This window comes from Rufibacter sp. DG15C (assembly GCF_001577755.1).
Classification (GTDB): Bacteria; Bacteroidota; Bacteroidia; order Cytophagales; family Hymenobacteraceae; genus Nibribacter.
This window is the reverse complement of the sequence record NZ_CP010776.1, coordinates 3,776,995-3,798,927: the sequence shown is the minus strand read 5'-3', so window position 1 is coordinate 3,798,927 and position 21,933 is coordinate 3,776,995. Positions and strand designations below refer to the sequence as shown.

Genomic DNA, 21,933 nt, shown 5'->3' with positions numbered 1-21,933 from the left:
TTCTTTAAACAGTAACTGCGGATTTTACCATTACTAAGTCAATCTCCTTCATTAGCCTTCCAGTCTTTGTAAGAGCAACGATTATCTTTTGGTAGTGTAGGATATCATCAAAGCTTAGCTCTCGGCCTTTCCTATCTTTAAGCCATTTCTGGGCAGGTTGGTAGCCACCGATGTAAAACGCCCATGATAGGACAGGGGCTAGTGGCTGTGAAGTATTTTGGGTAGATGGTTAAGGTATCTTAATAGCATCAATTTTTATCGTTTTCCCATCAATCTTAAATTTGAACGAGGTAGCTGTTCGTTCTACTAATAAAGAGTCTCCGTAATGTAGCTGCCTATGGTGGTTGGCACAAACGGTGATGAGGTTGTTTATCCCAAGAACACCCTTGTTTAAAGTGGAAACCTGCTCGACATGGTGTGTTTCAATGTAGAAGTCGCCATTTGGCTTCTTGAATGAATAGGGGTTTTCCTTTAGTGAATCACAGATAAGACACTTGTATCCTGTCAGCTTCTTTACCTTTGATGAAATAGCACCACGTTCAATAAATGAGGCAATTCTCTGTCTTACCTCAGGGGTCTGCTTTGCCATCTTTTTTTCTAGCTCCAATATGCCTTTTAAGGTGTCTGCATCAGCGTCTGAGATAGCATTGTAATAGTCTTCGGAGGTGGCCTGCTCCTTTGTTTCAGCAACCCTTATAGGATAATTTTTTACATAAGCATTAAGCTTGTGATTTTGTTGGTTCAGGCTCTGTGCTTGTAAAAGTATGGTGTATACGTTGTCAGAGTTCAAATAATTGAACCCTCGTTGGGAGATAAGCTTTCCTTCTGGTAACAGACCTTCCTTTGCAACACTTTCATTGCTTATAACCAAAGGTTTGTCAAAGTAAATAATGTCTTCAGGGAGTGCTTTTATATTACCGCCATCATATTTCCTAAATAGCCTATGCTTTGATAAGCGGGGAAATTCCTGGCCAAACTCAGGGTTTCCATAAAACCCAATGATTAGTTTTCTATTAGAGTTCTTATAATCACTACTGCTAAGGAATATAATTTTGACTGAACTTGATTTATCAAAAGCGGGGGGCTTTCTAAGCATAGGTGTGTAGCCTATGTAATAACCATCTTCTTCTGATGGATAGATTTCATGCCCAAAATTCAGACTCTCATGTGTATGTAGTTTATTCTGAACATACGTGTATTTGGAGCGGCCTAAGTCTTCCTTGCTTGGGTCACCTGCCCATTTATTGCTGTTCCATGACATAGAGGCTAGGATACCGTAGTTTTCTATGAGTGTTTCTGTTGCTTCCACTTTGTCTTTAAAAATGCTTTATTCAATCAATTTTTAACGTTCCAGGTGATACAATTTAGGATGCCGCCTTCCTGGGCAATCTCATTGCTTTCAACGGTGGAGATTCTCGTCTTCGGGAATAGCTGACTAAAGAGCTTTACCGCCTCTTCGTCTTCTTTCTGGTTGAAAATAGGAAGGACCAAACAGCCGTCCATCTGCAGATAGTTGATGTAGATTCCGTTGGCCTGGATATTTTGCTTATTGCGGTATGGGTTGTAAGGCACCTCAATCCAGTCCAGACCAGCGTTGTGGAGCGCCATCCTGAACGTTAGCTGAAACTCGCTTTTTTCTTTGGAATAGTCATTTATCAGCACCGTCCTGTAGTCTAGGAAACGCACCATGCCGTCAGCGTGTCCTATCTTATCTGCTTTGTCAGTGGGTATAAAACAGATGTGGTCTACCTCCAAAAGCGTCCTCAGTTCTTTTATAAGGGTTTTCTCTGGCATAGCAGGGTTCTCCCGAAACACTTTGTCGCACATTATCACCCTGTCCTTCCATCGGATGACGTTACCACCGTCCAAGACGATTGTTGACTTCAATGGCTTTATACAAAGTGTATCGCAGATGGAGTAAACGTCAGAGATGGTCTTCCGCAGCTTTACGGTCTGAAGGTAGTCGGGATTGTACCTGAACTGTACGAACCGTTCATCATCAACCTGTATTGGCATGTAGTCAACCGCCCATACGTCCTTCGTCTCTGGGAGCAGGGCGTAGTTTACCTGATTGTCTTTTAGCGTTTGCTCAAACCTCTTGTAAAAGGATGGGTATAACTGCGGCAGAGTGTCAGCTAGATATAGGAAGTTAGAATCTTGGTCAGTTATCATGAAACTTCTGTAAGCTACTGGCTAATTCAAGAACTCAAACTTATTTTGGTAGAAGTCTATCTTGAACTGCCTTACTGGCGTCTCAAATTGCTGATAATATTCAATGTTGTTCAGATAAGGTGGGGTTCGGGAGACACCTACATTGGCGGCATTAGACGGGGAATATAAAACTACACACCTGATTTCCCTGCCAAAGTGCTGTGCGGGAATAGTAAACTCGCTTGTATCACCATTGAATGTATTAGCATAGTCTATATTAAATACTTGGGTGAACAGGCTTGCAGCATTATTGGTCGAAAAACGAGAGGTAAAGTAAATAGTGTCTATAGGTGCATTTTGTAAAGCTTCGCTAATCTGGATATTATTAGGAATTATGTTATATAGAAGGGAGTCTTGGGTAACGGTTTCATCCTCTCTGTCGCATTGCCTTATGATGTCTGTCACCCAAGTATTGTTCTGCTCAAGCATCGTTAATATATTTTCTATTGAGAAATTTTCAGTCCCTGCCTCTCTTATCTGATAGTGAGGAAAGGCATTGTGAAGGATATCCCAGAAGCTTCCGACATTACCATAAAAGAATGGGATGGTGAAATTCTCAACTGAATGTGGGTGGATTGTCCCCACTATCATTTTTGTGTCTGTCTGGCGAACTGGGTATTGGTCTAGGAAATGGTGTATGGTTGTTACAGGCATATATTTTTAGTTTAATCCGTTAGCTCTGGTGCCGAACTTCTCCATATAGAGGAATTCAATCGCCACAATCTCACGCTTAGTTATATTACTTGGCAATGTCTGAAGGATAGAGAAGCGAAAGTTTCTGTGGTATCCAGCCTCAGCGCAAAGCTTTATAAGTTTTTGGTTGCCGCCATGGTGGGATTTTGCGTACTCGCTCCATCTCTGCCAAATTCCTTCGCTGCCGCAGGCGGAGCCTATGTATTGGTTTCCAGTATTGGAGTCAAGAATCATATAGATGCCGTTTACAGCTGAAAGGTGGTTCTTCCAGTCTTGGTTGGCGTCAGGGTTTAGAATGAGCCTCTCAAGTTCTTGGAAGTCCAGCACGAAATTCAGCAGACCAGGAAACGAGCCTAGGTAACCTTTTGGGAGAATCTGGACGACCTCCTTTAATTGAGTATGGTACCATTGGTGCCAGGCTTGGGCATTATTTCCCCAATCAATGATTATTCGGTCATAGAGAAATTCAAGCTCGTGTACCAGATTTAAGTCATAGTAGAAGTGCTTTTCACGCTTCTCCACGCCACTCACTTTGAAAATTCCGAACAGAAGTGATTTGGTGCCTTCCTGACCCAAAAATGATATGATGTAGTCGCAGTCTTTGAATACCTCCTTGCTCTGCTGTCTCTGGTATTCCAGTAGTGATGACTTGTCCTTGATGATGTCACGGTACTCCTTCCTGCTGTCCTTGTGCCGAACGAGTTTCACTTTTGCGTTTTTAAGCAGGTCAGTCTTCAGGTTCAGTATATCTTGGAGCGTGAGCAGGGAATCGGCCTGGGAGACCTTAGCATCTTCTTGAAACTCATTGGAGTAGTTTGGGGCGACTTCTATGGTTTTACCTTGGTAGATGATTTCAATCAAGTCTACCATAAAATTCATAAGCCGTTGCCGCAGGATGTTTTTGTCACTCAAATGGGTGACAGGCTCTGGCGGGCTGTGCAGATGCTTATTGCACAGTTCTAGTTGGTTCTGGCTCATGCCCATCTGTGGAAGCCAGTCTATGTTTCCTTCATGGTAATTTTGGAACAGCTTCATCAACAGACTATACAAGTGTGTGTAGGAGCGGGAGAACTCTACACCCTCGTCCGCATCACGCTTCTCCAGTTTCTTTAGGATGCCCTGGCCGTCAAATTCAATCTTGAAGAATTTGGATTGGCGCTGGTAGGCAAGGGGAGAAGCCTCATATTTGAACTTTACATAGGAGTCAGCCAGGTTTTTTAGGATTAGCTCTTTTTGTGGCTCGACCTCATTATCAAGGTAAGCTCTTAACTCTTCTTCAGACTGGAAGGCAGAGCCGTCCGAGTCTGCCGATGACCCCGCTGAGCGGAAAAGGATGGCTCCGTCAATTTGGTCAGAACCAAATATGGGCCTGTCCCTAAACCGCCCCGTTCCCCTGAACTTCAAGGCCACGGCCTGGATTCCATATACCGCCAACTGAAGGTTGGTTTCAGGACATTCCCAGAAGTCGTCTTTATTGAGACGAAGACTTATGCTTTTGCCGTTGACAAGGCATTCTGGGCAGTACCCATCATTGAGCAAGGTTTCCATAGCTAGGTATCACTTGAATTAGAACTACTTTTCATTCAAATGTAATATAGTCACTATTATATATAAGTGGCTATCTAGTTTTCCTAATTCAGCGAAATTCATTTGCCTAAGATGCGTGAGGAATTTCTGAATGTCAGACTCGTTTAATACCATCAAACGTGCATAGGTAAACGGGCAAGAAGAATCTTGGGAAGTTAATTTAAAGGGCTTCATTATTACTAACAATATAATATTGCTGATAATAATTAAGCCCTATTTTTTGCCTTCTCAGTAGGCCAATGCTAGTCAAGCAGTCTACTAATCTTATACCTCCTTATGGCGAGTAGGTCAATGAAATATCTGTGGTGTTCCATCGCCATACTGGGAACGTCAGCGGGGCTTCTGTCACTGAATATGGCAATACAGTTGCTGTGCTGGTAGGTCAATTCGCATAACACCATTTTTCCTGTGGGTTTGTGCAGATAGTAGTTCGTTGACGAGTCGTTGTCTATGACATATTCCTCCGTCTCATGCCAACCTATAAGAGCTAGTTCATTCATGCGAATCTCTTCTAGCCTACCACCGCTTATTATATAGAGTACGTCCGTGTCTTTGATTGTATATCCATCATCATCCGCAAACATCATCTTGCAGTTGTTCTCCGATGAGTTGGCCAACAGTTCTTCGTCAATCGCCTCGGCCGCCTCCTTTACCTTATCATTCATTTCTCTTTCTATTATTTTTAATGCCTATTGGCATATGGCCTGCGGTACTTCGAGGTGAACTCATAGAAGCCAATGACCTTAGGGGCAATAATATCGCTGAACAGCAAAGGTGAACCCATTTTACTGATGCGTACCGTGTAGAAAAAAATGCTAATACCCATGCTGAATCGCTCGTACACGCATACTTTCAGGTTGTTCTTCATCTCAGCCACCTGCTCTTCATAGGTGTCAATCTCGCCTCTCAGCCCAGGCTCCAGTTCGGCATCTTCCCAGAGATAGTCCGCTGACTGGCATTCACCCTCCTTCGGGGTCAGCTCTATTCTGTACAGGTTCTCTTCCGTCTCGTATTCATAGACCCTGGTGGCGGTGAATTCCCTAAGCCTTCTGAAATTCATTTCGTTGAGTATTTTACCCGCACTGCACATGCCGCAGTCCATCAGCTTTTCGATATCTATTCCGCAGTTGCATAATGAGTTGTTAATGTGAACCGAAGCCCAAAGTTCACCGTCTGTCTCGTTCATGGCCGTTTCATTATAGGCAAGGTCTAGCCAGACGTATTCCCCCTTTTCTGTTATGGCGGGAGCCGTATCGTCATCAATGAAGGGGAAGATGTGCCTGTATGCCGCATCCAGGCATTTCCCGCAGTTTCCATTGGCCGAGTATAGGCCGAATAGTTTTAGCTCTGGGTCATAGGTCTTATAGACCCTCACCTCCCCGCTGTCATATAGTGTCTCGTTGTAGAGTATCTGTTCCATGTTTCCGAATTCGTTTAAAGTATATATCAGAATCGGAAGGCGAAAAGTCGAATTGTGGTAAAGTGGTTTTCGGGGTGCTGTATTTTATATATAAGAAAAAGACAAGACACATGACACACAGTTATCGCATTAGTGAACAAGCAAGCTTTACAATCCAGGAGATACAGCTTATGCTAGCAAAGAAGCTTAAAAAGAGAATCAGTAAGCAATTGATTATAGACAAGGCTGTGCAGGCTCTTCAGGAAAAGATGGAAAATGTAATTGAGCCTAAGCAGGGTGATTTAGAATAGGCATTTCCTGTAAAAAGTGTTTCATCCACTGCCGAAATGAATCTATATTAGGATTTAAAATATTTAATTACTATATTTGTGTAATAAATAAACAATTGTAGTAATGATAGTAATCATTGACTTGTCTAAAGAGACGACACCCTCCAAGTATGCAAAGCGCAAGGGAGTAACAGTAGCGGCAGTGACTAACTGGATTGCCCGTGACCAGATAAAGTACAGGCACATAGAAGAGCTAGGTCTGACCTTGGTGGAGATTGACAGTGAAGAAGAGAAGATAAAGGAGAGAAGGAGAAGAATAATTGAGTCATTCTTGAGGGAAGAAGAAAATGGGCTTTTAGATATTGAAAAAGGTGAAGGTGGTTCAAAATAAAGGTGTCTTTATAAATGGCATCTGATTGACTAGGTTGAAACAAAAAATAAGGGCATAAAGAGTTCACAATAAAGTTTAGCTATGATTGAACCAGTTGAAGCCAAGATTCCCGTTTTAGTTTTTTGCCGTGTCTCTTCAGACTCGCAATCATACTCTTATCAGCTTGACGAGCTTCAGCAGTTTTGCACCGCCAACAACTATGAGATAGTTGAAACCATAGCGAACAACATATCGGGAAGAACAGGAAACAAGCGGCCAGACCTGGACCATTTATTCAAACAAAGTAAGGTTGGTAGATTTAAGAAGGTTATTGTGACTTCAGTTGAGAGACTGGGCAGGGATGCCAAGATGATTCGCAGGACAATCGATTTTCTACATGAGCATAAGATATCTGTAGTTTTCAAGAACCAGAATTTTGAGAGCCTTGATTACAACGGAGAAGAGACTTTCGTGACCAACATTCTCATCTCGGTCTATGCCGAGTTAAGCATGGAGGACAACAAACAACGGTCTGCCAAAATCAAGAGCGGCCTGGCGCATGCGGTCAAGAAAGGAAAAATCATTGGAAGGCCCAAAGGATGGAAAAAGGAGAATGATGTACTGTTGAAAGAGTATGCGAAGCTTGTCAGGGATTTGAATCAAGGTCTTTCCTTAAACCAGTGCGCCAAGTTGCACGGGATAGCAAAGAATACCATAATCAAAGTAAAAAGGGCAATGAGTCTGGACTGAGAATTTTCATTGAACCCTTGGCACCAATAAGATAGAGTGTATGAACTAAGTAACTAAAACCAATTAATATATGATACACCCAGTACAGACGATGAAATTCCCAATATTTGACGGACACTTTTGGGTAGTCAAAGATGGCGTTATAATAGACCCATTCTTTGATGTGTATTACCAGAAAGCCTTGATTCGGAGAGTCCCCACGAAAAGACATTATCATGCAGCACCCGAGGATGTCCAAAAGTTCTTCATGGATTTAATGAAGCCCTATTGGGAAAAGGTAAAAGAGGGTTACGCTATCCTACCTGGTTATTGCTGCTTCAATGCTTTGCATGAGGCAGAGCTAAATGGGGGAGAGGTAGTTTTTGGAAGCATGGGTTTCGGTATGAAGCCTAATGTATTCTGGGAATACGGTGACCCTTCATGGAAGAGGCCAAAGAAATTTCTGAAATCAATTTAGTAATATTGATGAATGAATAATGTTCTAGTGCTAATTAGAGCTTTAAAACAGACATGACCCACCAATCGGTGGGTTTTCTGTTTCTATATCTTTGGAAATATCTTCCCCAAATAATGGTGTAATGGCAAAACGACCTTTTCTCGCATATTTAGAAAGTCATCCTCACCTTTTATCTACCAAATAATTGAACGATTATTTGGTAGATAAAAGGTTGAGAATTAATGTCCCTGAAAAATCATGCCGTAGAATTAAGTTATTTAATGAATTTATACATTAAAGGTTATATCTCATTGGCATATGTTTATGAATAGTCATGTTGGATAAGTAGGAGTATGATGAAATAATTTTAACTGAATTTCAGTTTCTTCAATGTTTCTAGTTTTAATATTCTAAATCACCTATTCCTGAATGTAGCCATTTCCTAAAGTCATATTGGTAATTAAACATAGTTAATCCATTGCTTATTTTGAAGAGAATTTCCATATCATCGTGTTTCACCGATTTGTAGCTACTACTTAATGTGCCTGTATTAGCAAAATATATTTTATTATATTCGTTGAAGAGTGGCTGAAGTAGCCCTTTGTCTTGTAGATATAAGCAAAAATATCTAGCCATGGCATGATTTAAAAGAGGATGTCTATTGAATTCATTAGAATCCATATTTATTAAATTGTCTAGAAAATTCCATCCATAAGTATCTTCATATCTATTTTTAAGTATATCACCCCTTATCACTTCTTTTTCCTCTTCATAAAGATTATCCCTTATGACGTCTCCCCGCCAGTTCGGCAAGCCAATTACTTTGTTGTCTTTCCACTCATTGCTTTCATAAAGCGAGGCTAGGCCTTCATTTACCCAAGGTTTTAAGAAGGGATAATTAAAGTTGAGTAAAAGATGAATTAATTCATGGTTTAAAGTTCCAGTTGTTTGATTTGGGGCATATGATAATATGCTCAAATCATTAGTAACGGAATAACCTATATTGTTTGGGTTTAATGATATTCCATGATGCCTTAATGCAATATCATTCAATTGTGCTTGGCTTTTAACTATAAATGCGTTAATTTTATATGGGGGAATTGTCATTTTATAATAATTGGAATAAAATACTAAATTTCTTTCTAGCTCTTTCGCAAGTTCAATTGTTTTAGAATTGTTATTAGAGACGAAATTGTATACTATGAAGTTTTTGCTTATATAATATGAGTTAATTTTATACTTGTTTTTGTAGTTTATTTTATTTATTGTATTTTGTACTTTTATTTTAGTTAATTCATTACTCCATGTGTAGGGAATTAATTCTTCATTTACTCGAGTTTGAACAATTTTTACAGTACTCGGGTTTTTGTTATACTTTATATGGTCAGAAGGGAAATAAAATTCTTTTCCAGCACTCCATCTAACACTAGCAATTACAGCAAGTGCTTGGATAGGTTTTGAAGGAGAAACTTCGCCAGGCCTGCATTTATTTATTGATTCAGAAATATAATATTGCGTGTTTTTGTTTAAATTTATATACCTGGATTTAATATTGTTAAATTCTGAGACGCCTTCATCATATTTGCCTAAATTGCAATAACAAACTGCAATCAATAAATCGACTTCAAGTTTATTTATTGCTACCCTCCAATTTGCATCTAATAGTTTGATTGCATCCTTATAATGACCCTTGTCAATCAACTCCCTTCCTTCCTTGATGAATGCCTGCTGTGCGGTTGATTCATAGCTGTTTAGTAGAAATGCTAATAAAATGGTGTATGGAATAAAATTTTTCATTATAGTATTAGTTAAAATTTGAGCCTTGATGGTTTGTTGGTATCTTTTAATCCTGCATCTTTTTGTACTTCATTAGGAGTTATTAAGAGTTTTTCATTTTTAATTTCCTCAACTGAGGAATTCCTTTTACCAACATAGATTGCAGTATCTTGTATTTCTCCAATACTTTTACTTTGGAAACTTGCAAGAATCAATACCATTCCGATTAATGATAAAATAATTCCTGGAGATGAAGATTGAAAAGCAATTTTACCAAAATTTGGGGTGTCGTAATTTACGGTTGTATTAAGGTCGTTAATTCTGCCAAGTATAAATATAGAACCAACCATTGTTAATATTATTCCTGTTAAGAAGCTTAAATACTTAATCCATAGTGTCAGCATCATAGATACGTTAGCCTGATGATACCTCCTGTTAATAACATCAGCTTCAAGTTGGGCTAATAGGAGAAGCTCTGCAAGTTTGTGCTTATCTACTATTTTATTGTATGAACTGTCTGCACTAAAGATTGGCTCAATTGTGGACTTTATACTAAAAGTTTTTATGCTTAATATTTGGTCATTTAGCTTGTCAAGCTGAAATGTTGAGATAGCTACAAAAAGAAAAGGAGGAATAATAACCATCCATTTAATGTATTTTTCCATTTAGCATTCGAATCTATTTGTAAATTATATATGGCATTTCAGAAATCACCTCTATATAGAATATAATACTGCTTATAAAATATTAAATTATTTTTATATATAGATTTATGGTTGTTTCTAATATTCAGTACCTTATAAATTTATATTACGTATCATTCTGTAATTAGATTTTGATTAGATTAAATGTAAAGGTTTGCGGATTATAAGATTATTATCATTTTCATGGTAAAATAATTATATATAAAATGCAATTTTTTATTGCAAGTGATGACTTGTATTGTTTTAATTATAATTTATCCTAATAATAATACTCACTTTAAATTTATGTCTATGTTCTATTTCAGAATCAACAAAATCAAAATATTTGATAGCAAAGGTGAAAGAAACCTCTTGGTATTCGGGAAGAAAAAAGCGCAGGTAAAGCTCATAAGCTTCATTATTACAAATAAATCAGGGAATTTGCCTGATATGAAAGAGTACCTCAATGCCAATGAAGAGGTGGTTAAGGAAGGTATTTTGAAGGATGCTGTTCATTCTGTGGTAAGTAGCCGAATTCTAACCCCTATTGAAAATGTCAAGGACAACCATCAGTTAACCTTCGGTGACACTGGTTATGTCTTACACCAATCAGATGAGATTCCAGAGTGCTTTGATTGGCAATTTATAGCTTACGAAAGTGATAGGAATGTTAGAGACACTTCAGACCTTGTTAAGGATATAATAAATGATGAAGGATTTGAAGGTTTTTCAAAAAACATAGGGTCAGTAATTAAAGCAGCTACGAATCCTGCATATTCAGCTTATGTGGAAATCGCTAGATTTGCCATAAATATTATTGCAAAAACTTCAAAAAAGAATAAGGATGATATGATTGGTGTTCTTTATATGTCTTTAAATAGAACAGAGCATTACTTTCATGGAGAAAGAAAGAAGGATGACGTTCCAGACCTGACTAATAATATGACTATTGATTATTCTATTTTTGCCACAAGTAAGAATAATAGTTAATGTTAAGCTATTTGTTATTGTATTTCCTTGTATAATATGTTTCATACTTTCCAGATAGTGCTAGAATCTTAAATTAATTTAGATTTAATTATTAGGTATGAACTTAGTATTCTTATCCATAAATAAGTATTTATAATATATCTATTAGTTATATGGTTCATCGAGATAATTTAGATGAAATAATTAGTGATGAGGAAATACGTCAAAGGGTCAGACAAATGTTTGGCGAACCAAAACAATCAAAAATAGATAAGCTTAGTCGCCATCCACTAGCTACTATGTTTGTTGGGTTCTTATTGACTTGGGGAATAGGAGGAATTCTTACAGGAAAAATTAGTGCATACCAACTTGAAAATCAAAAGAAAATTGAACAAGTTAAAGTTAAAAGAGAAGAGGGGTTAAAAGCAATAAAAGAAATTACTGAGTTGATGTATACAAGATATACTGTTTCTGTTCTTCTAGCCTCTTCGTTAAAAAGGAATGCCCCATTGGAAGAGCTTAAAGAAAGGAAAAATAGATATGACGACATATATTTGAAATGGAATTCAAGTATTCAAAATACGCAGTTTACAATTAGGGGGTTAATGGATGACTCAGCTTATTCAGAGTTAGAATCTGTTCTTGAGTTTGGCCTTGTGGCTCATTTTAATAACGTAGACAAAGTTATTACAAATGGGTATGATATGAGATTAAAAAGAGATTCTCCTGTTTATGATTCTTTGTATATTAAAAAAGAATTAGCCGCTTGCCTTGATTGCAGTTATGCGATTTCAAATTATCTGTGGATGAGAACTAATTTATATGGTAATGTAAAGAATAATTCAATAGAATTTGTGAAAAAAATAGAGCGTGAGCTATATGAAACATGTATGTGACTTTTCAAATAAAAATAAGAAGACTCCCTTTAAATGCATATGCGTAAGCCTTCCTGCTCCAAAAAATGTACTTGTTGATTTAAATAGATATGCCACAAGTTTTGTTGTGAACAAACGGGCTTTTCATATTTAATCACGAAAAAAGTTTTCATCTCGGTTCCATGAGCCGATGAACAGAGTAGTAATGATGCTAGTAAGAAGAATTGGAATAGTTATCCTAATCATTATACTGGCAGGTGTGGCATTTCCGCAAGAATTCACTATGCCAGTTGACGGAGCAACCGAAAGAATTATAATAAAAAGTCATTCTGGTATTACCCATGGGGGAAATCCATTACACACAAAGGCGTAGACATTTTTGCTAATAAGGGAACCACAATCCGTTCCTCTACAGGCGGCCTTGTTCTCTACTGTGGGCAAATCGCAATGGGCGGTAACGTGGTTTTAATCCTAGGCCCTAAATGGCGGCTGCATTACTATGCGCATCTGCACGCCATTAAGACATCAACCTTTACTTGGGCAGATAGGGGTAAGGCCATTGGCACCGTTGGAGCAAGCGGAAATGCAGCAGGAAAACCGCCTCATCTACATTACTCGATTATGACATTCATTCCAAATCCTTTGCGGATTGACTCGGAAGACATGGGTTGAGAAAAATGTTCTATCTAAACCCGATTGACTTTTTTGATTAGGAATGATTCAAGTCAATCTGGTTTCCGAAAGGCTATGTTACCAACCAAGGACTTATTCTGCTTATTCTAACTAAGCTTTTACTCAATGCAAACAATCAAAGTATTCACTTCTCTACTCCTATTATTATTTGTCCTTACCAATCTGCAGGCTCAGACCCCGCCAGTCAGAACCTGGTATTTTAATACCCACGGTGCCAAGACTTCGGTAAAGGAGAGGTGGTCAGAGAATAAAGCAGGAATTAGGCATGGAAAATATATAGAATACCAGGATGGCGGCAATGTGATACAAGAAGGCAACTATGTAAACGGTGTGAGGAATGGGTTTTGGAAGGAGAAAGGCACCAATGTAGATGGGGTCAGGCTGTATATGGAAGGAAATTATGTTAATGGTCAAAAAGTAGGCAGGTGGAATAACGTAGAAATTGATTTTGATGATAAAATATCAAACGACTTCTGCAATGAGAGCTTTTCTGATATGGCAAAACATAATGTGGCAAGCATTAAGAAAGGTTACCATGTGATAATCAAAGATGACCGAGTAGTAGCCGCCTTTGACGACAAAGGAGTCAATCTATTTGAAGAGTGGAAGATTATGCAGAAACAGACTGATAGGATTTTGAAAGAGGAACAACTAGAAAGGGAAAGGATAGAGTCTGTATTAAAAGAACTTTCCTCAGTAGTTGTTACCATAGAGGTTTGAAATAGTTGCCATATTTATTTTTAAGTGAGGTATACATTATACCTTCGTTAACCTAGAATTGGTTTTCATATATTGTATCTGTAAAAACTATAATACAACCTTTGGGTGAGACATAGCTTCCCCATGTATAAATTCAAAATGGGAGACGGTGTTGACAAAGCCGAAAGGTCAGGCAGAGTAATTTTTTGGGGAGGGGGGTATGGTTTTATTCAAACCTCCGATGGGGATGCAGTATTCTTTCATAATAAAAGCAAAGTGCCTACTGGTATAAAGCGGTTTAGACTATTGGATGAAGTCACCTTCACTTTGTCTAAATCTACAGAAGGCAAGTATAAGAATAGAAGCGTTGCCACTAATATAAATATAACTCAAAGAGGGACCCTGTCTGACTACAAGCGGTATGTAGGACGCTTAATAAATTGGGACGGAGACAAAGGATTCATTGAAAGCCCTCAGCAGGAGAAAAAGGTACTGTTCTTTAAATCAAGGATGCTTTATCCTGATGATTCATTAACGGATGGAGATTATTTAGTTTTTCATCAGGTGAAGTCATCAAACTCACCTGACCAACTATTTGCTTTGTTCGCCTACTCACTCCAAAGAGAGAGTAACCTGGTTTTCCTGCGACAGCAATACGTTGACAGCCAACTAGAGCCAATCCTAGACCATATTAAACAACGGATAAGAGAGTTTCCTAAGCTTTCCCATGGTGCAAGGTTCAAATTAGAATTTTTAAAGATTGGCTACGTAGACAACCATAGTTCTTATCTAAGCTTGGTCAAGAAACTAGAAGAATATAAAAACCTAGGATTCCATGCCACCTTACAAATCTTGAAGGAGTACTGTTCTGAAGTTTATTTGATTCAGCTTTGGGAGACAGGCTTAATCTATGAATTCGACCTTAACCTAATTGAAAGGTACTTTTATAAAGCTTCCGCAGACAAAAAACGTGCATTGATTACACGGTTTGATGAAGGCTTCAAAGCCAGGGTACTAGAAAATTATTTTGAAAGCCTTAAAGCTGAAGGCAAAGCCCTCGGAGTCAATAATAACATAAAGACCTTATTAGACATCGTTCATCGTAACCCAGAGAGCAGACACGAAGAAATCTATCAGTCTGTAAAGGGTTATATACTCTCGACATTTAAGTCGGCAGAGATAATAAGCTTATGGCTTAGTGGGTATATAGGTACACCGCCAGAGGATTTTATCCTTGGGAATTTAGACATAGACAATCTCACGAATGTAAAAGCCTTCTTATCTAAGAAAAAACCGAAGGTAACGGAGGCCATCAGGGGAGCTATTGAAGGCTACCTATTAAGTATAAATACCTCCAAGTTTGAAAAGGAGCTTCCACGTATAGTAAATCGCCTCTCGATTTTTGCTAACTCTTTTCCTAAGCAACATGGTCCGCTTTTACTTGCATTAGGAGAAAGATGCAGTGCTTATCAAAAGTTCGTCCTATGGATTTTAAGGACAAATATTGAGTTCAATGCGGTAGAATATTTCAGCAATACCGATGAGTCGATAAATGCCTTTTATAAAGTCCTTTTATTCAACCATCCGTCCATAACCAATGATAGTTTTGACGCTATACAACTCCTTGATGTCGCTCAAGTAACCCAGCAAGGGCTGCTAGACTTTGCCACCTCCTTCGAATGGGACACCCTTATAACTCCTACAATTAGCCCCTCAGAAAACGGTTTCAATAGTTTTTCATTTTTGGATGAAATTGAAAAATTCATAAATGAAAACTGTGTTCAAGAATTAGACTTAGGCGAATTAGCAGTAGAAATTTATAATTCTATCCCTAGATATGAAGTTCATCATCTAAGGCTCTGGCTTTATGGATGGGTTGAGCAACATTATTACGACTATGTAGGCTTCAGAAGTAAGTTTAGCCAACTTCAACCTGAAGAAAAGGTGGACTTCAAAAAACAAGGTGAGGATAACACCTATCAAACTGACGTTGTAGAATTCGAGAGGCAAGAAACAGAGCCATGCACGGTAATTTTATCTGCTGATGAGGATTCCACCCTGTATGATGCGAGACTTTTTAACTTTTACTTTGAAAACGGCAGTTTAAGGCTGCGCACTCAAGACGGTAGTTACACCAGTGAATGGGAAGAGGTTATGGCAAGTTCAGGTTTGAACCGAGTACCTGTAACAAGTCAGTTTAATCAATCACAGATTAGAGTTGAGGTAAATGCTGATAACTGCATTATACAAATTGAGGGTTTGACGGAGTTGTTTACATTCATTCACACGGGGGAAATCGAAAGGACTTTTGGAAAAATTGGCGAATCACTCAGCGAAAGAAGGAATAGCTCCAAGGCATATGCTGAGGACTGGAGCGCACGAAAACTGATAATTGACTACCTGAATGAAAACCAAGTGCCAGGGGTAGAACCAATTTATGTACAAGAACCCAAGAACTTCTTCAGGAGGCTAGACACAAACTCAGGGGTGGATTCCATGGAACTAACCACTCTTTATACTCTGGATGCCTCAGATGGGAAAGCCATTGTGTGGGAGAATAGTGATTTCAGCGAAGACAGAGCAACTTATGTTTTCAAAAGCACCGACACTGACCTTGATTTTAAGCTACATAAAATAGCTGACGCCATAGTTTCAATCGCCCAACTCAGGTCGGCTTTAATTAGCAATAAAGAAGACCCTAATCTCCCTGTATTTAGGGCAAACCTAGGCTTTGTCGGTACCATAAGGAAAAGAAGAGGGAAGCATTACTCATTTGAAAACTGGAAAGAGAAGCTCGCTGAAGCACTTAGTAAGCCTATAATTCCAATTCCATCTGATGATGAACTAGTGCTGTTGGAAAACTGGTCTCCAGAAATTCCACACTCTCCTAAAATCCCACATTTACCTAAAACCAAAGTGTCGCCTAAAAAGATTAGGGACTCTGACATAGATTACGTTAAAATTGGATTTAGTAATGAGCAACAAATTAAGGTGAAAGAAGAGCCAATAGCGGAATCTTCAAGACGAAATGTTAGCACTGGTTTCAGTATTGGGCAACAGATAAAGGTCAGGGAAGAGCCACTGCCTAAATTTTTGAAACGAAATCCACTCCTGGAATCTCTGAAATCATTCAATAATTATTTTTTACAAGGTCTTGAATTATAAAAAATGGAATCCTTAACCACTGAGCAGGAAATTCAACAGCAGCTAACCGAAGAATTAAGCAAGTTAAAAAAGGCGGTAGCATACATTGAAGAGGCGAAAGAGGCGGCATGCAGTTCATCTAAGCTTTTGGAAGAGATGAATGAAAAGGTCGTTGAGATGCTAGAAACCAAAAGCAACTTCCGAGAATTGATAGTTAACTATAATGAAAGGTTTAAAAGGCAGGTTGAAGATAATAAGAAGTTAATCAGTGAATTAGAAAGGAAGATTCTTGAAAAGACTAATACAAAACTGCTCGAAGAAAAAACCACAAACATGCAATCTAATCTTGAACGATTAGATTCTTCTTTCAAAGCAGAGGTTTTAAAGTTAGTGGAATCCAATGGCATCTTTCGGTTCATGAGTATGCTTAGTTTTGTGTTAGCCATTATCGCTCTTATTATCAGTGTTTTAAAATAATTCTTTTCCAAGAAGGTGGTGTTAGCTTTTTCAAGCCCAACATATGAATGTGTAATTGAAGATTTAAGGGGCAGTCTTTACCTGAAATAAAGGAAACCTCACTTCGCATTGTTTAATGAAAAATTTTACCCTAATTTTTTCGAGTCGCTCTTCTCCCTTCACCCTGATAAGGATTTTGACGCACGCTTTTGCCATGAAGCTCGGTATCACCACTAAGGTTTAGATTAACATATGGATATAGATGACAAGTTTACCTTCGGTAAGTACCAAGGGCTTACTTTAAGGGATGTATACCAGGGCAATAATAAGCTAGATAGAAATTTTGTTGAGCAATTCCTGAGAGAAAAGCTATCCAACGACTATTCCGTAAGCCCCGCAAGCATGATTGGGGAATTACTGAGTTTTGAGGTGAGCGATACTTTGATTAGAGCAACTTCGATTGATAAGGAACCATACCGTAACTATCAGAGGGATATAGCCTACTTGTTCGTATATGATTCTAATTTTTTGAGACGTGAGGCGGGTAATACCTTCATTGGTGATTTTGTCGGCATGAAAAAAGATGAAAACGGTTGGGATAGGGTGCTGATATGCGGAGGAAAGCCAGAGTACATAGCCTGGTGTATTAACACGATTGAATGGTTCTTCGTTGAGCCATCTGCCTTGGAAGAGCTTCAAACGATGCCTGTCTTCAGATTCAAGGAAATGGAGGTTATGTTTAAGATTGAGGACATCTATACCTATCGCCCTATTTTCATTTCAGAGCCATACCAATTCCCAGTAAGTGTCTTACACAAGAACTCCCAGAAATATGATTCGCTGACAGAAGAGAGCCAGAGTTATGACAATGATTTTACTTCTTCTGCCGATTCAAACAGAGATTATTTTAATGCAATGACTGATGGACAATTGGGCGACTATGGTGATTTTCGTGGCAGTTCAGACGATATAGATAATTGGTCAGGTAGATAATTGTATACATTTAAAAGGCATAAATAAAGACATTCACTTTTGTATTTTGACTAATCAAAAATACGGAAGAGGATAAATGCCCTCAATGCAGCGTTGTTGCTTTTATTAAAGTTTTATGATAAGTAGTGCAGAGCTTAAAGTTGATTTCCGCTCAACCCTTACTTCCGAGAGGCATGAGATTGAGCATCGTCTTGAAGCCATAAAGGACACCTTTGAACGGATAGCGTTAGGTGAAAAAAGTAAAATTGAGGTAGGCTCAAGAGTTATAATAACCTATGACTATGATGGGTCTACACAGGAAGGAAGAGTTTGGAATGTCAAGAGCGATGGCACCATCCAAGTAAACAGGGATGGATACAAATCACTTATCAACGTAACAGCATCCCAGGTTCAGAACCTATCTGTGGGAACCTATGGTTTGCTAGAAAAGGAAATATGGCTGATGGAAAATAGGTTAGAGGCGATAAATGATATAATGGGTGCTTCTAATATTCCAGGGATATTCTTAAAAGTCCGAGACAATATGGTGTATGCCTCAAACTCTGTAAATCACGACTATTATCAAGTGGTTGAGTTTGTACATGCCAAGGACCTGAAGTCTTACACACTGACGCTTCCAATTAACACAATCGCTAGACCAGGATACTTTCACATAAGATGCAGTGAGGTTGATATCCTTTCGGTGAGTTTGTCATCGGAATTTGCATTCAAGGAGTTCTATAAAAAAAGCTAATCATTGAGGCTTTTATATTAGGAAGCGGGAATTAACTACTTCAAACTACAATAAAGTGAAAAGCTTATCTTTAATAAACTAAGATGCTAGACTTTAAAGCCATCCTTCGGCAAAGCCTGGGCAGGCTGTGATATAGCCAAACATCTATTTCTAATCTTCATGGACTCTTCAAAATTAAATCCTCTTCGCAAAAATGGTAAGGACTGCTTGCTTTGCGTTAATAGGAAAAAACTAATTATCGCTACCCCTGAGGAAAAGGTTAGGCAAAAATTCGTCACCGAACTTATTGACAGGTATGGCTATCCAGAAGAGATGATTCGTGTGGAGTTTCCATTGTCAGCCTTCGATAAGTCTCTTAAAGGTAGAGTTGATATACTTGTTTTGGGTAAGAACAAGGTAGACGATAACTATCACTCACTGTTGTTGGTGGAGTGTAAAGAGCCTAATGTCCCCTTGACTGAGTCCGTGTTTGAGCAAGCGTTGAGTTATGACGATGTATTGGCACCGAAAGTGACAGTGGTTACTAATGGCAATGAAACAGTAGCCCTGCAGTGGGACGACAAAGAAAATGAATATGTTGAAATCAACCTGATACCGAGTTATGCTGATTTAATTGAATTAGACTATTTCAATCCAAAAGAAGTGGTAAATCTAAACTGGGTAAGACCGAATCATTTGGAGCCAGAAAGCAAGGCTTTCAAAAGCGTACTTGATAATTTCGGGGAAGACAGCAGAACAGAGTTGCATTCTTTCTTTGCAAACCTCATCGGGTTGTTTTATGAGGAAAAGGAAGAGATTTCATCTTTGAATGTTGGCACAGTTACATTTAACAAGGATTGCCTCATCAGATTTACGACCTTCGGCAATGCATCAGGCGGGGGATTCACGGGTGAGTACCGTTCCGTCCTAGTCACAGACGATGCAGGGGACAGCCAGATTGTTAGCATGAGTTTAATGGGTAGGATTAAGACAACGAATCATCCTAAATATGGCAACTCGAAAGGGCATACCTTGCTATTAGTGGCAGTTGATGACTTTGACAAGAGCCACCTCTCGTTAGAACTTGCGCTTGACAGGTATATTAAAATTGAAGGTGGAATGTTTTCCATCTGGCACGATGGTACGTTGACCGTTGGGAAAAAGGGCAGGGTGAAAAACCAGAGCGTGATTGATTTTATCCAACATGAGAAGCCGAGCTTAATCAGAGACAACAAGGTGTTTCTAGGTAGCCTGGATAACTCCAAATCCTTTACTTGGTCAAGTCAGGAAGTAAATGAGTTCATTTCAAACGTCATTGACTATGCCCTTCTACGTGACAGGTTTAGGAGGACACAGTAAGGTTACACTGTTTTAGGTATCGTTAAGGGGCTAGGAAATTAATAGAGATTTATATGGACGAGGAAATACATTACATAGTAGAAGACGCAGCGGAGGTGGTTTATGAAAACCTTGGAAGGCTGATGCAGATAAAGTTTCCTGTGGCCGACATCATCAAAATTCTGGACTTAGAGTTTGAGTACCAGAAACTGGTAGGTGTGGCCAGTGAGAAAAAGTCAATCAGCAACTACCCCGTGACCTTGGACACAGAGGAAATAACGGCTTTTGTTCTTCGGAAATGCAAGGACATCGGTATCGTCATCAGAGAAGACGAGTTAGAAGAGATTTTTGAGAAGGAGTTCATCTATCTTGAGATGATTGGGCTTATTGATGATGAAGATGGACTGCCTCACTTGAACTGAAAGTGATTTTAAATTTACATATTTTATTATAACCTCAAGTTGATAACTTGTTTTTGGAGGTCATTTTAATCTAGTTTAAGTTTTAATTAATAAAGTTATAAAAACCATATGTCACTTACAGTAGATTGCCCTGAATGCCATGAAGAAAATGCCTATTTCAATGGTAGGTATTATGAATGCCCCGACTGTGGCTCTGAATGGGATGAAAACTTAAAGAAAGAGCCGAATTTAAGTAATGATAAAAAAGAGTATGAAAGGCTTATAAAACTAAAAGAGCCTTTTTTTACTCTTGAGCAGGGCAAGTTATATGAATGTGCTTTGGAATTTCCAAATGGGGAACTTGAAGATACTACAATCATTCCTTTGGCATTTGAAGAAGGAAGAAACAGGCAGTTTATCCTTACCGATGCAAGAAGGTTTATAAATGCACACCCTCAGGATATCAGTGAAATCATCAAAATGGATTTTTTAACATTGTGGAATGATGGATTGAGTGATTACCCAGAAGGATTTGAAACAATGAGTGCTGTTTTTACAACCCAAAAGGATGGAACAGGATTAGATGGTTTAGGAATTTACTATTACGAGTTCAAAAAAACTCAAGAACTATAACTACTCCATCAAAATGGTAAATAAATCTGTTTCTCTTAGAGATAAAAATTAGACCATTTATGCAGCGTCTATTAGATATTGGTTTTGAAGAAATAGGTGATTGGAATCTCAATCATGGGTCTCTTACTCATAGCATACCTTTTGAACGTCATAACCACAGGGACCTACTTTATGCCTTCGTTAATGTGACACAGGTGATGTATATCGGTAAGACTGCAGATAAGCTAAAGAACCGAATGAGAGGCTACAAGAATGCAAGTGGTACTCAAAGGACTAATATCCGAATAAGGAATAATATTGTCAGATTGCTAGAATCGGGGCAGGATGTTATGATTCTAGCGTTAGTTGGTTCCAATGAATCTGATTATATGGGATATAGGTTGAGTCTAGCATCTGGGTTAGAAGATGCCCTGATTGCACGAATACAACCGCAATGGAATTATAGAGGTACGAACAGAATATTGGAACAACAGATGCCTCCAATAGAGAGCGAGACCTTAGTGGAAAATAATCTACACATGATGGAAGAAGCCAGGTCAGTTGAAATCACCCTTGGACCAGAGTACTTTACCAAAGGCAGGTTTAACTTCAGAATTGCTGATTTGGACCATTTGCCTGATGAAAATGCTTACGTTACTTTGTTTTTAGGCGAGGATGCCGATTTCTTCATTCAAGGTAGATTCCATTTCGCAGACTCGAACAAGCGACAGGCAAGGGTTGATGGAAATAAGGCATTAAGAGCATGGTTTCAAGATAACTACCGTGAAAATGACACCATTCGTGTAGATATTATAGATGCCTATACGTTTCGCCTACATTGATGGC

At 38.7% G+C, this 21,933-nt stretch carries 25 protein-coding genes; 16 read left to right on the top strand and 9 right to left on the bottom strand.

What is annotated here, in order from left to right:
• Nucleotides 1-4 precede the first annotated feature (4 nt).
• The 7 genes from TH61_RS18260 to TH61_RS16295 all read right to left on the bottom strand — a co-directional run bounded on the left by TH61_RS18260 (nucleotide 5) and on the right by TH61_RS16295 (nucleotide 5,911).
• Nucleotides 5-172, bottom strand: coding sequence for a hypothetical protein (locus tag TH61_RS18260; protein WP_231862344.1), 168 nt, complete (start codon nucleotides 170-172; stop codon nucleotides 5-7).
• Nucleotides 173-229: 57 nt separating this feature from the next.
• Nucleotides 230-1,309, bottom strand: a complete 1,080-nt coding sequence (locus TH61_RS16320; protein WP_066511651.1) for an HNH endonuclease — start codon at nucleotides 1,307-1,309, stop codon at nucleotides 230-232.
• A 26-nt stretch (nucleotides 1,310-1,335) separates the two neighbouring features.
• Nucleotides 1,336-2,172, bottom strand: a complete 837-nt coding sequence (locus TH61_RS16315) for an agmatine deiminase family protein (protein WP_066511643.1) — start codon at nucleotides 2,170-2,172, stop codon at nucleotides 1,336-1,338.
• A 21-nt stretch (nucleotides 2,173-2,193) separates the two neighbouring features.
• Nucleotides 2,194-2,865: a hypothetical protein gene (locus tag TH61_RS16310; RefSeq protein ID WP_066511641.1), complete on the bottom strand. Its 672-nt coding sequence runs from the start codon at nucleotides 2,863-2,865 to the stop codon at nucleotides 2,194-2,196.
• A 6-nt stretch (nucleotides 2,866-2,871) separates the two neighbouring features.
• Nucleotides 2,872-4,452: a GIY-YIG nuclease family protein gene (locus TH61_RS18040; protein ID WP_066511638.1), complete on the bottom strand. Its 1,581-nt coding sequence runs from the start codon at nucleotides 4,450-4,452 to the stop codon at nucleotides 2,872-2,874.
• Between the two features lie 281 nt (nucleotides 4,453-4,733).
• Complete coding sequence (locus TH61_RS16300) at nucleotides 4,734-5,156, bottom strand: hypothetical protein (protein WP_066511635.1); 423 nt, start codon at nucleotides 5,154-5,156, stop codon at nucleotides 4,734-4,736.
• A gap of 17 nt (nucleotides 5,157-5,173) precedes the next feature.
• Entirely contained in the window at nucleotides 5,174-5,911 is a 738-nt protein-coding gene (locus TH61_RS16295; protein ID WP_066511633.1) for a hypothetical protein, read from the bottom strand.
• A gap of 110 nt (nucleotides 5,912-6,021) precedes the next feature.
• On the opposite strand from TH61_RS16295, the gene TH61_RS16290 reads away from it, so the two are divergent.
• The 4 genes from TH61_RS16290 to TH61_RS16275 all read left to right on the top strand — a co-directional run bounded on the left by TH61_RS16290 (nucleotide 6,022) and on the right by TH61_RS16275 (nucleotide 7,757).
• Entirely contained in the window at nucleotides 6,022-6,201 is a 180-nt protein-coding gene (locus tag TH61_RS16290) for a hypothetical protein (RefSeq protein WP_066511630.1), read from the top strand.
• A gap of 103 nt (nucleotides 6,202-6,304) precedes the next feature.
• Nucleotides 6,305-6,571, top strand: a complete 267-nt coding sequence (locus tag TH61_RS16285) for a hypothetical protein (RefSeq protein WP_066511626.1) — start codon at nucleotides 6,305-6,307, stop codon at nucleotides 6,569-6,571.
• An 81-nt stretch (nucleotides 6,572-6,652) separates the two neighbouring features.
• Nucleotides 6,653-7,300, top strand: a complete 648-nt coding sequence (locus TH61_RS16280) for a recombinase family protein (protein WP_066511624.1) — start codon at nucleotides 6,653-6,655, stop codon at nucleotides 7,298-7,300.
• A 70-nt stretch (nucleotides 7,301-7,370) separates the two neighbouring features.
• Nucleotides 7,371-7,757, top strand: coding sequence for a hypothetical protein (locus TH61_RS16275; RefSeq protein ID WP_066511621.1), 387 nt, complete (start codon nucleotides 7,371-7,373; stop codon nucleotides 7,755-7,757).
• Nucleotides 7,758-8,138: 381 nt separating this feature from the next.
• Here TH61_RS16275 and TH61_RS16270 read toward each other — a convergent pair whose 3' ends face one another.
• Both TH61_RS16270 and TH61_RS16265 read right to left on the bottom strand, forming a co-directional pair.
• The gene (locus TH61_RS16270) at nucleotides 8,139-9,533 is read right to left on the bottom strand and encodes a hypothetical protein (protein ID WP_066511619.1); all 1,395 of its coding nucleotides are present in this window, start codon (nucleotides 9,531-9,533) and stop codon (nucleotides 8,139-8,141) included.
• An 11-nt stretch (nucleotides 9,534-9,544) separates the two neighbouring features.
• Nucleotides 9,545-10,177: a hypothetical protein gene (locus TH61_RS16265; protein WP_066511618.1), complete on the bottom strand. Its 633-nt coding sequence runs from the start codon at nucleotides 10,175-10,177 to the stop codon at nucleotides 9,545-9,547.
• Nucleotides 10,178-10,501: 324 nt separating this feature from the next.
• Between TH61_RS16265 and TH61_RS16260 the strand changes: the two genes are divergently transcribed.
• The 12 genes from TH61_RS16260 (at nucleotide 10,502) to TH61_RS16205 (ending at nucleotide 21,929) form a co-directional block, all read left to right on the top strand.
• Nucleotides 10,502-11,185, top strand: coding sequence for a hypothetical protein (locus tag TH61_RS16260; RefSeq protein ID WP_157600743.1), 684 nt, complete (start codon nucleotides 10,502-10,504; stop codon nucleotides 11,183-11,185).
• Between the two features lie 152 nt (nucleotides 11,186-11,337).
• On the top strand, nucleotides 11,338-12,060 hold the full coding sequence (locus TH61_RS16255) for a hypothetical protein (RefSeq protein ID WP_066511612.1): 723 nt from the start codon (nucleotides 11,338-11,340) through the stop codon (nucleotides 12,058-12,060).
• Nucleotides 12,061-12,393: 333 nt separating this feature from the next.
• Entirely contained in the window at nucleotides 12,394-12,711 is a 318-nt protein-coding gene (locus tag TH61_RS18510) for a M23 family metallopeptidase (protein WP_197464148.1), read from the top strand.
• A 126-nt stretch (nucleotides 12,712-12,837) separates the two neighbouring features.
• Nucleotides 12,838-13,452 carry a toxin-antitoxin system YwqK family antitoxin gene (locus TH61_RS16245; RefSeq protein WP_066511606.1) on the top strand — a complete coding sequence of 205 codons (615 nt, stop codon included), beginning with the start codon at nucleotides 12,838-12,840 and terminating at the stop codon, nucleotides 13,450-13,452.
• 123 nt (nucleotides 13,453-13,575) lie between these two features.
• Nucleotides 13,576-16,596 carry a cold-shock protein gene (locus TH61_RS16240; protein ID WP_066511604.1) on the top strand — a complete coding sequence of 1,007 codons (3,021 nt, stop codon included), beginning with the start codon at nucleotides 13,576-13,578 and terminating at the stop codon, nucleotides 16,594-16,596.
• Nucleotides 16,597-16,599: 3 nt separating this feature from the next.
• Entirely contained in the window at nucleotides 16,600-17,052 is a 453-nt protein-coding gene (locus tag TH61_RS16235; protein WP_066511602.1) for a hypothetical protein, read from the top strand.
• A 231-nt stretch (nucleotides 17,053-17,283) separates the two neighbouring features.
• Complete coding sequence (locus tag TH61_RS16230; protein WP_066511600.1) at nucleotides 17,284-18,024, top strand: hypothetical protein; 741 nt, start codon at nucleotides 17,284-17,286, stop codon at nucleotides 18,022-18,024.
• Between the two features lie 115 nt (nucleotides 18,025-18,139).
• Nucleotides 18,140-18,757 (top strand): hypothetical protein, encoded by a 618-nt coding sequence (locus tag TH61_RS16225; protein ID WP_066511599.1) that lies wholly within the window; start codon nucleotides 18,140-18,142, stop codon nucleotides 18,755-18,757.
• Nucleotides 18,758-18,916: 159 nt separating this feature from the next.
• Nucleotides 18,917-20,095, top strand: a complete 1,179-nt coding sequence (locus TH61_RS16220) for a type I restriction enzyme HsdR N-terminal domain-containing protein (RefSeq protein ID WP_066511597.1) — start codon at nucleotides 18,917-18,919, stop codon at nucleotides 20,093-20,095.
• 53 nt (nucleotides 20,096-20,148) lie between these two features.
• Nucleotides 20,149-20,496, top strand: coding sequence for a hypothetical protein (locus TH61_RS16215; protein WP_066511595.1), 348 nt, complete (start codon nucleotides 20,149-20,151; stop codon nucleotides 20,494-20,496).
• A gap of 108 nt (nucleotides 20,497-20,604) precedes the next feature.
• The gene (locus TH61_RS16210) at nucleotides 20,605-21,108 is read left to right on the top strand and encodes a hypothetical protein (protein WP_066511592.1); all 504 of its coding nucleotides are present in this window, start codon (nucleotides 20,605-20,607) and stop codon (nucleotides 21,106-21,108) included.
• A 59-nt stretch (nucleotides 21,109-21,167) separates the two neighbouring features.
• Nucleotides 21,168-21,929, top strand: coding sequence for a GIY-YIG nuclease family protein (locus TH61_RS16205; protein ID WP_066511590.1), 762 nt, complete (start codon nucleotides 21,168-21,170; stop codon nucleotides 21,927-21,929).
• Nucleotides 21,930-21,933 lie beyond the last annotated feature (4 nt).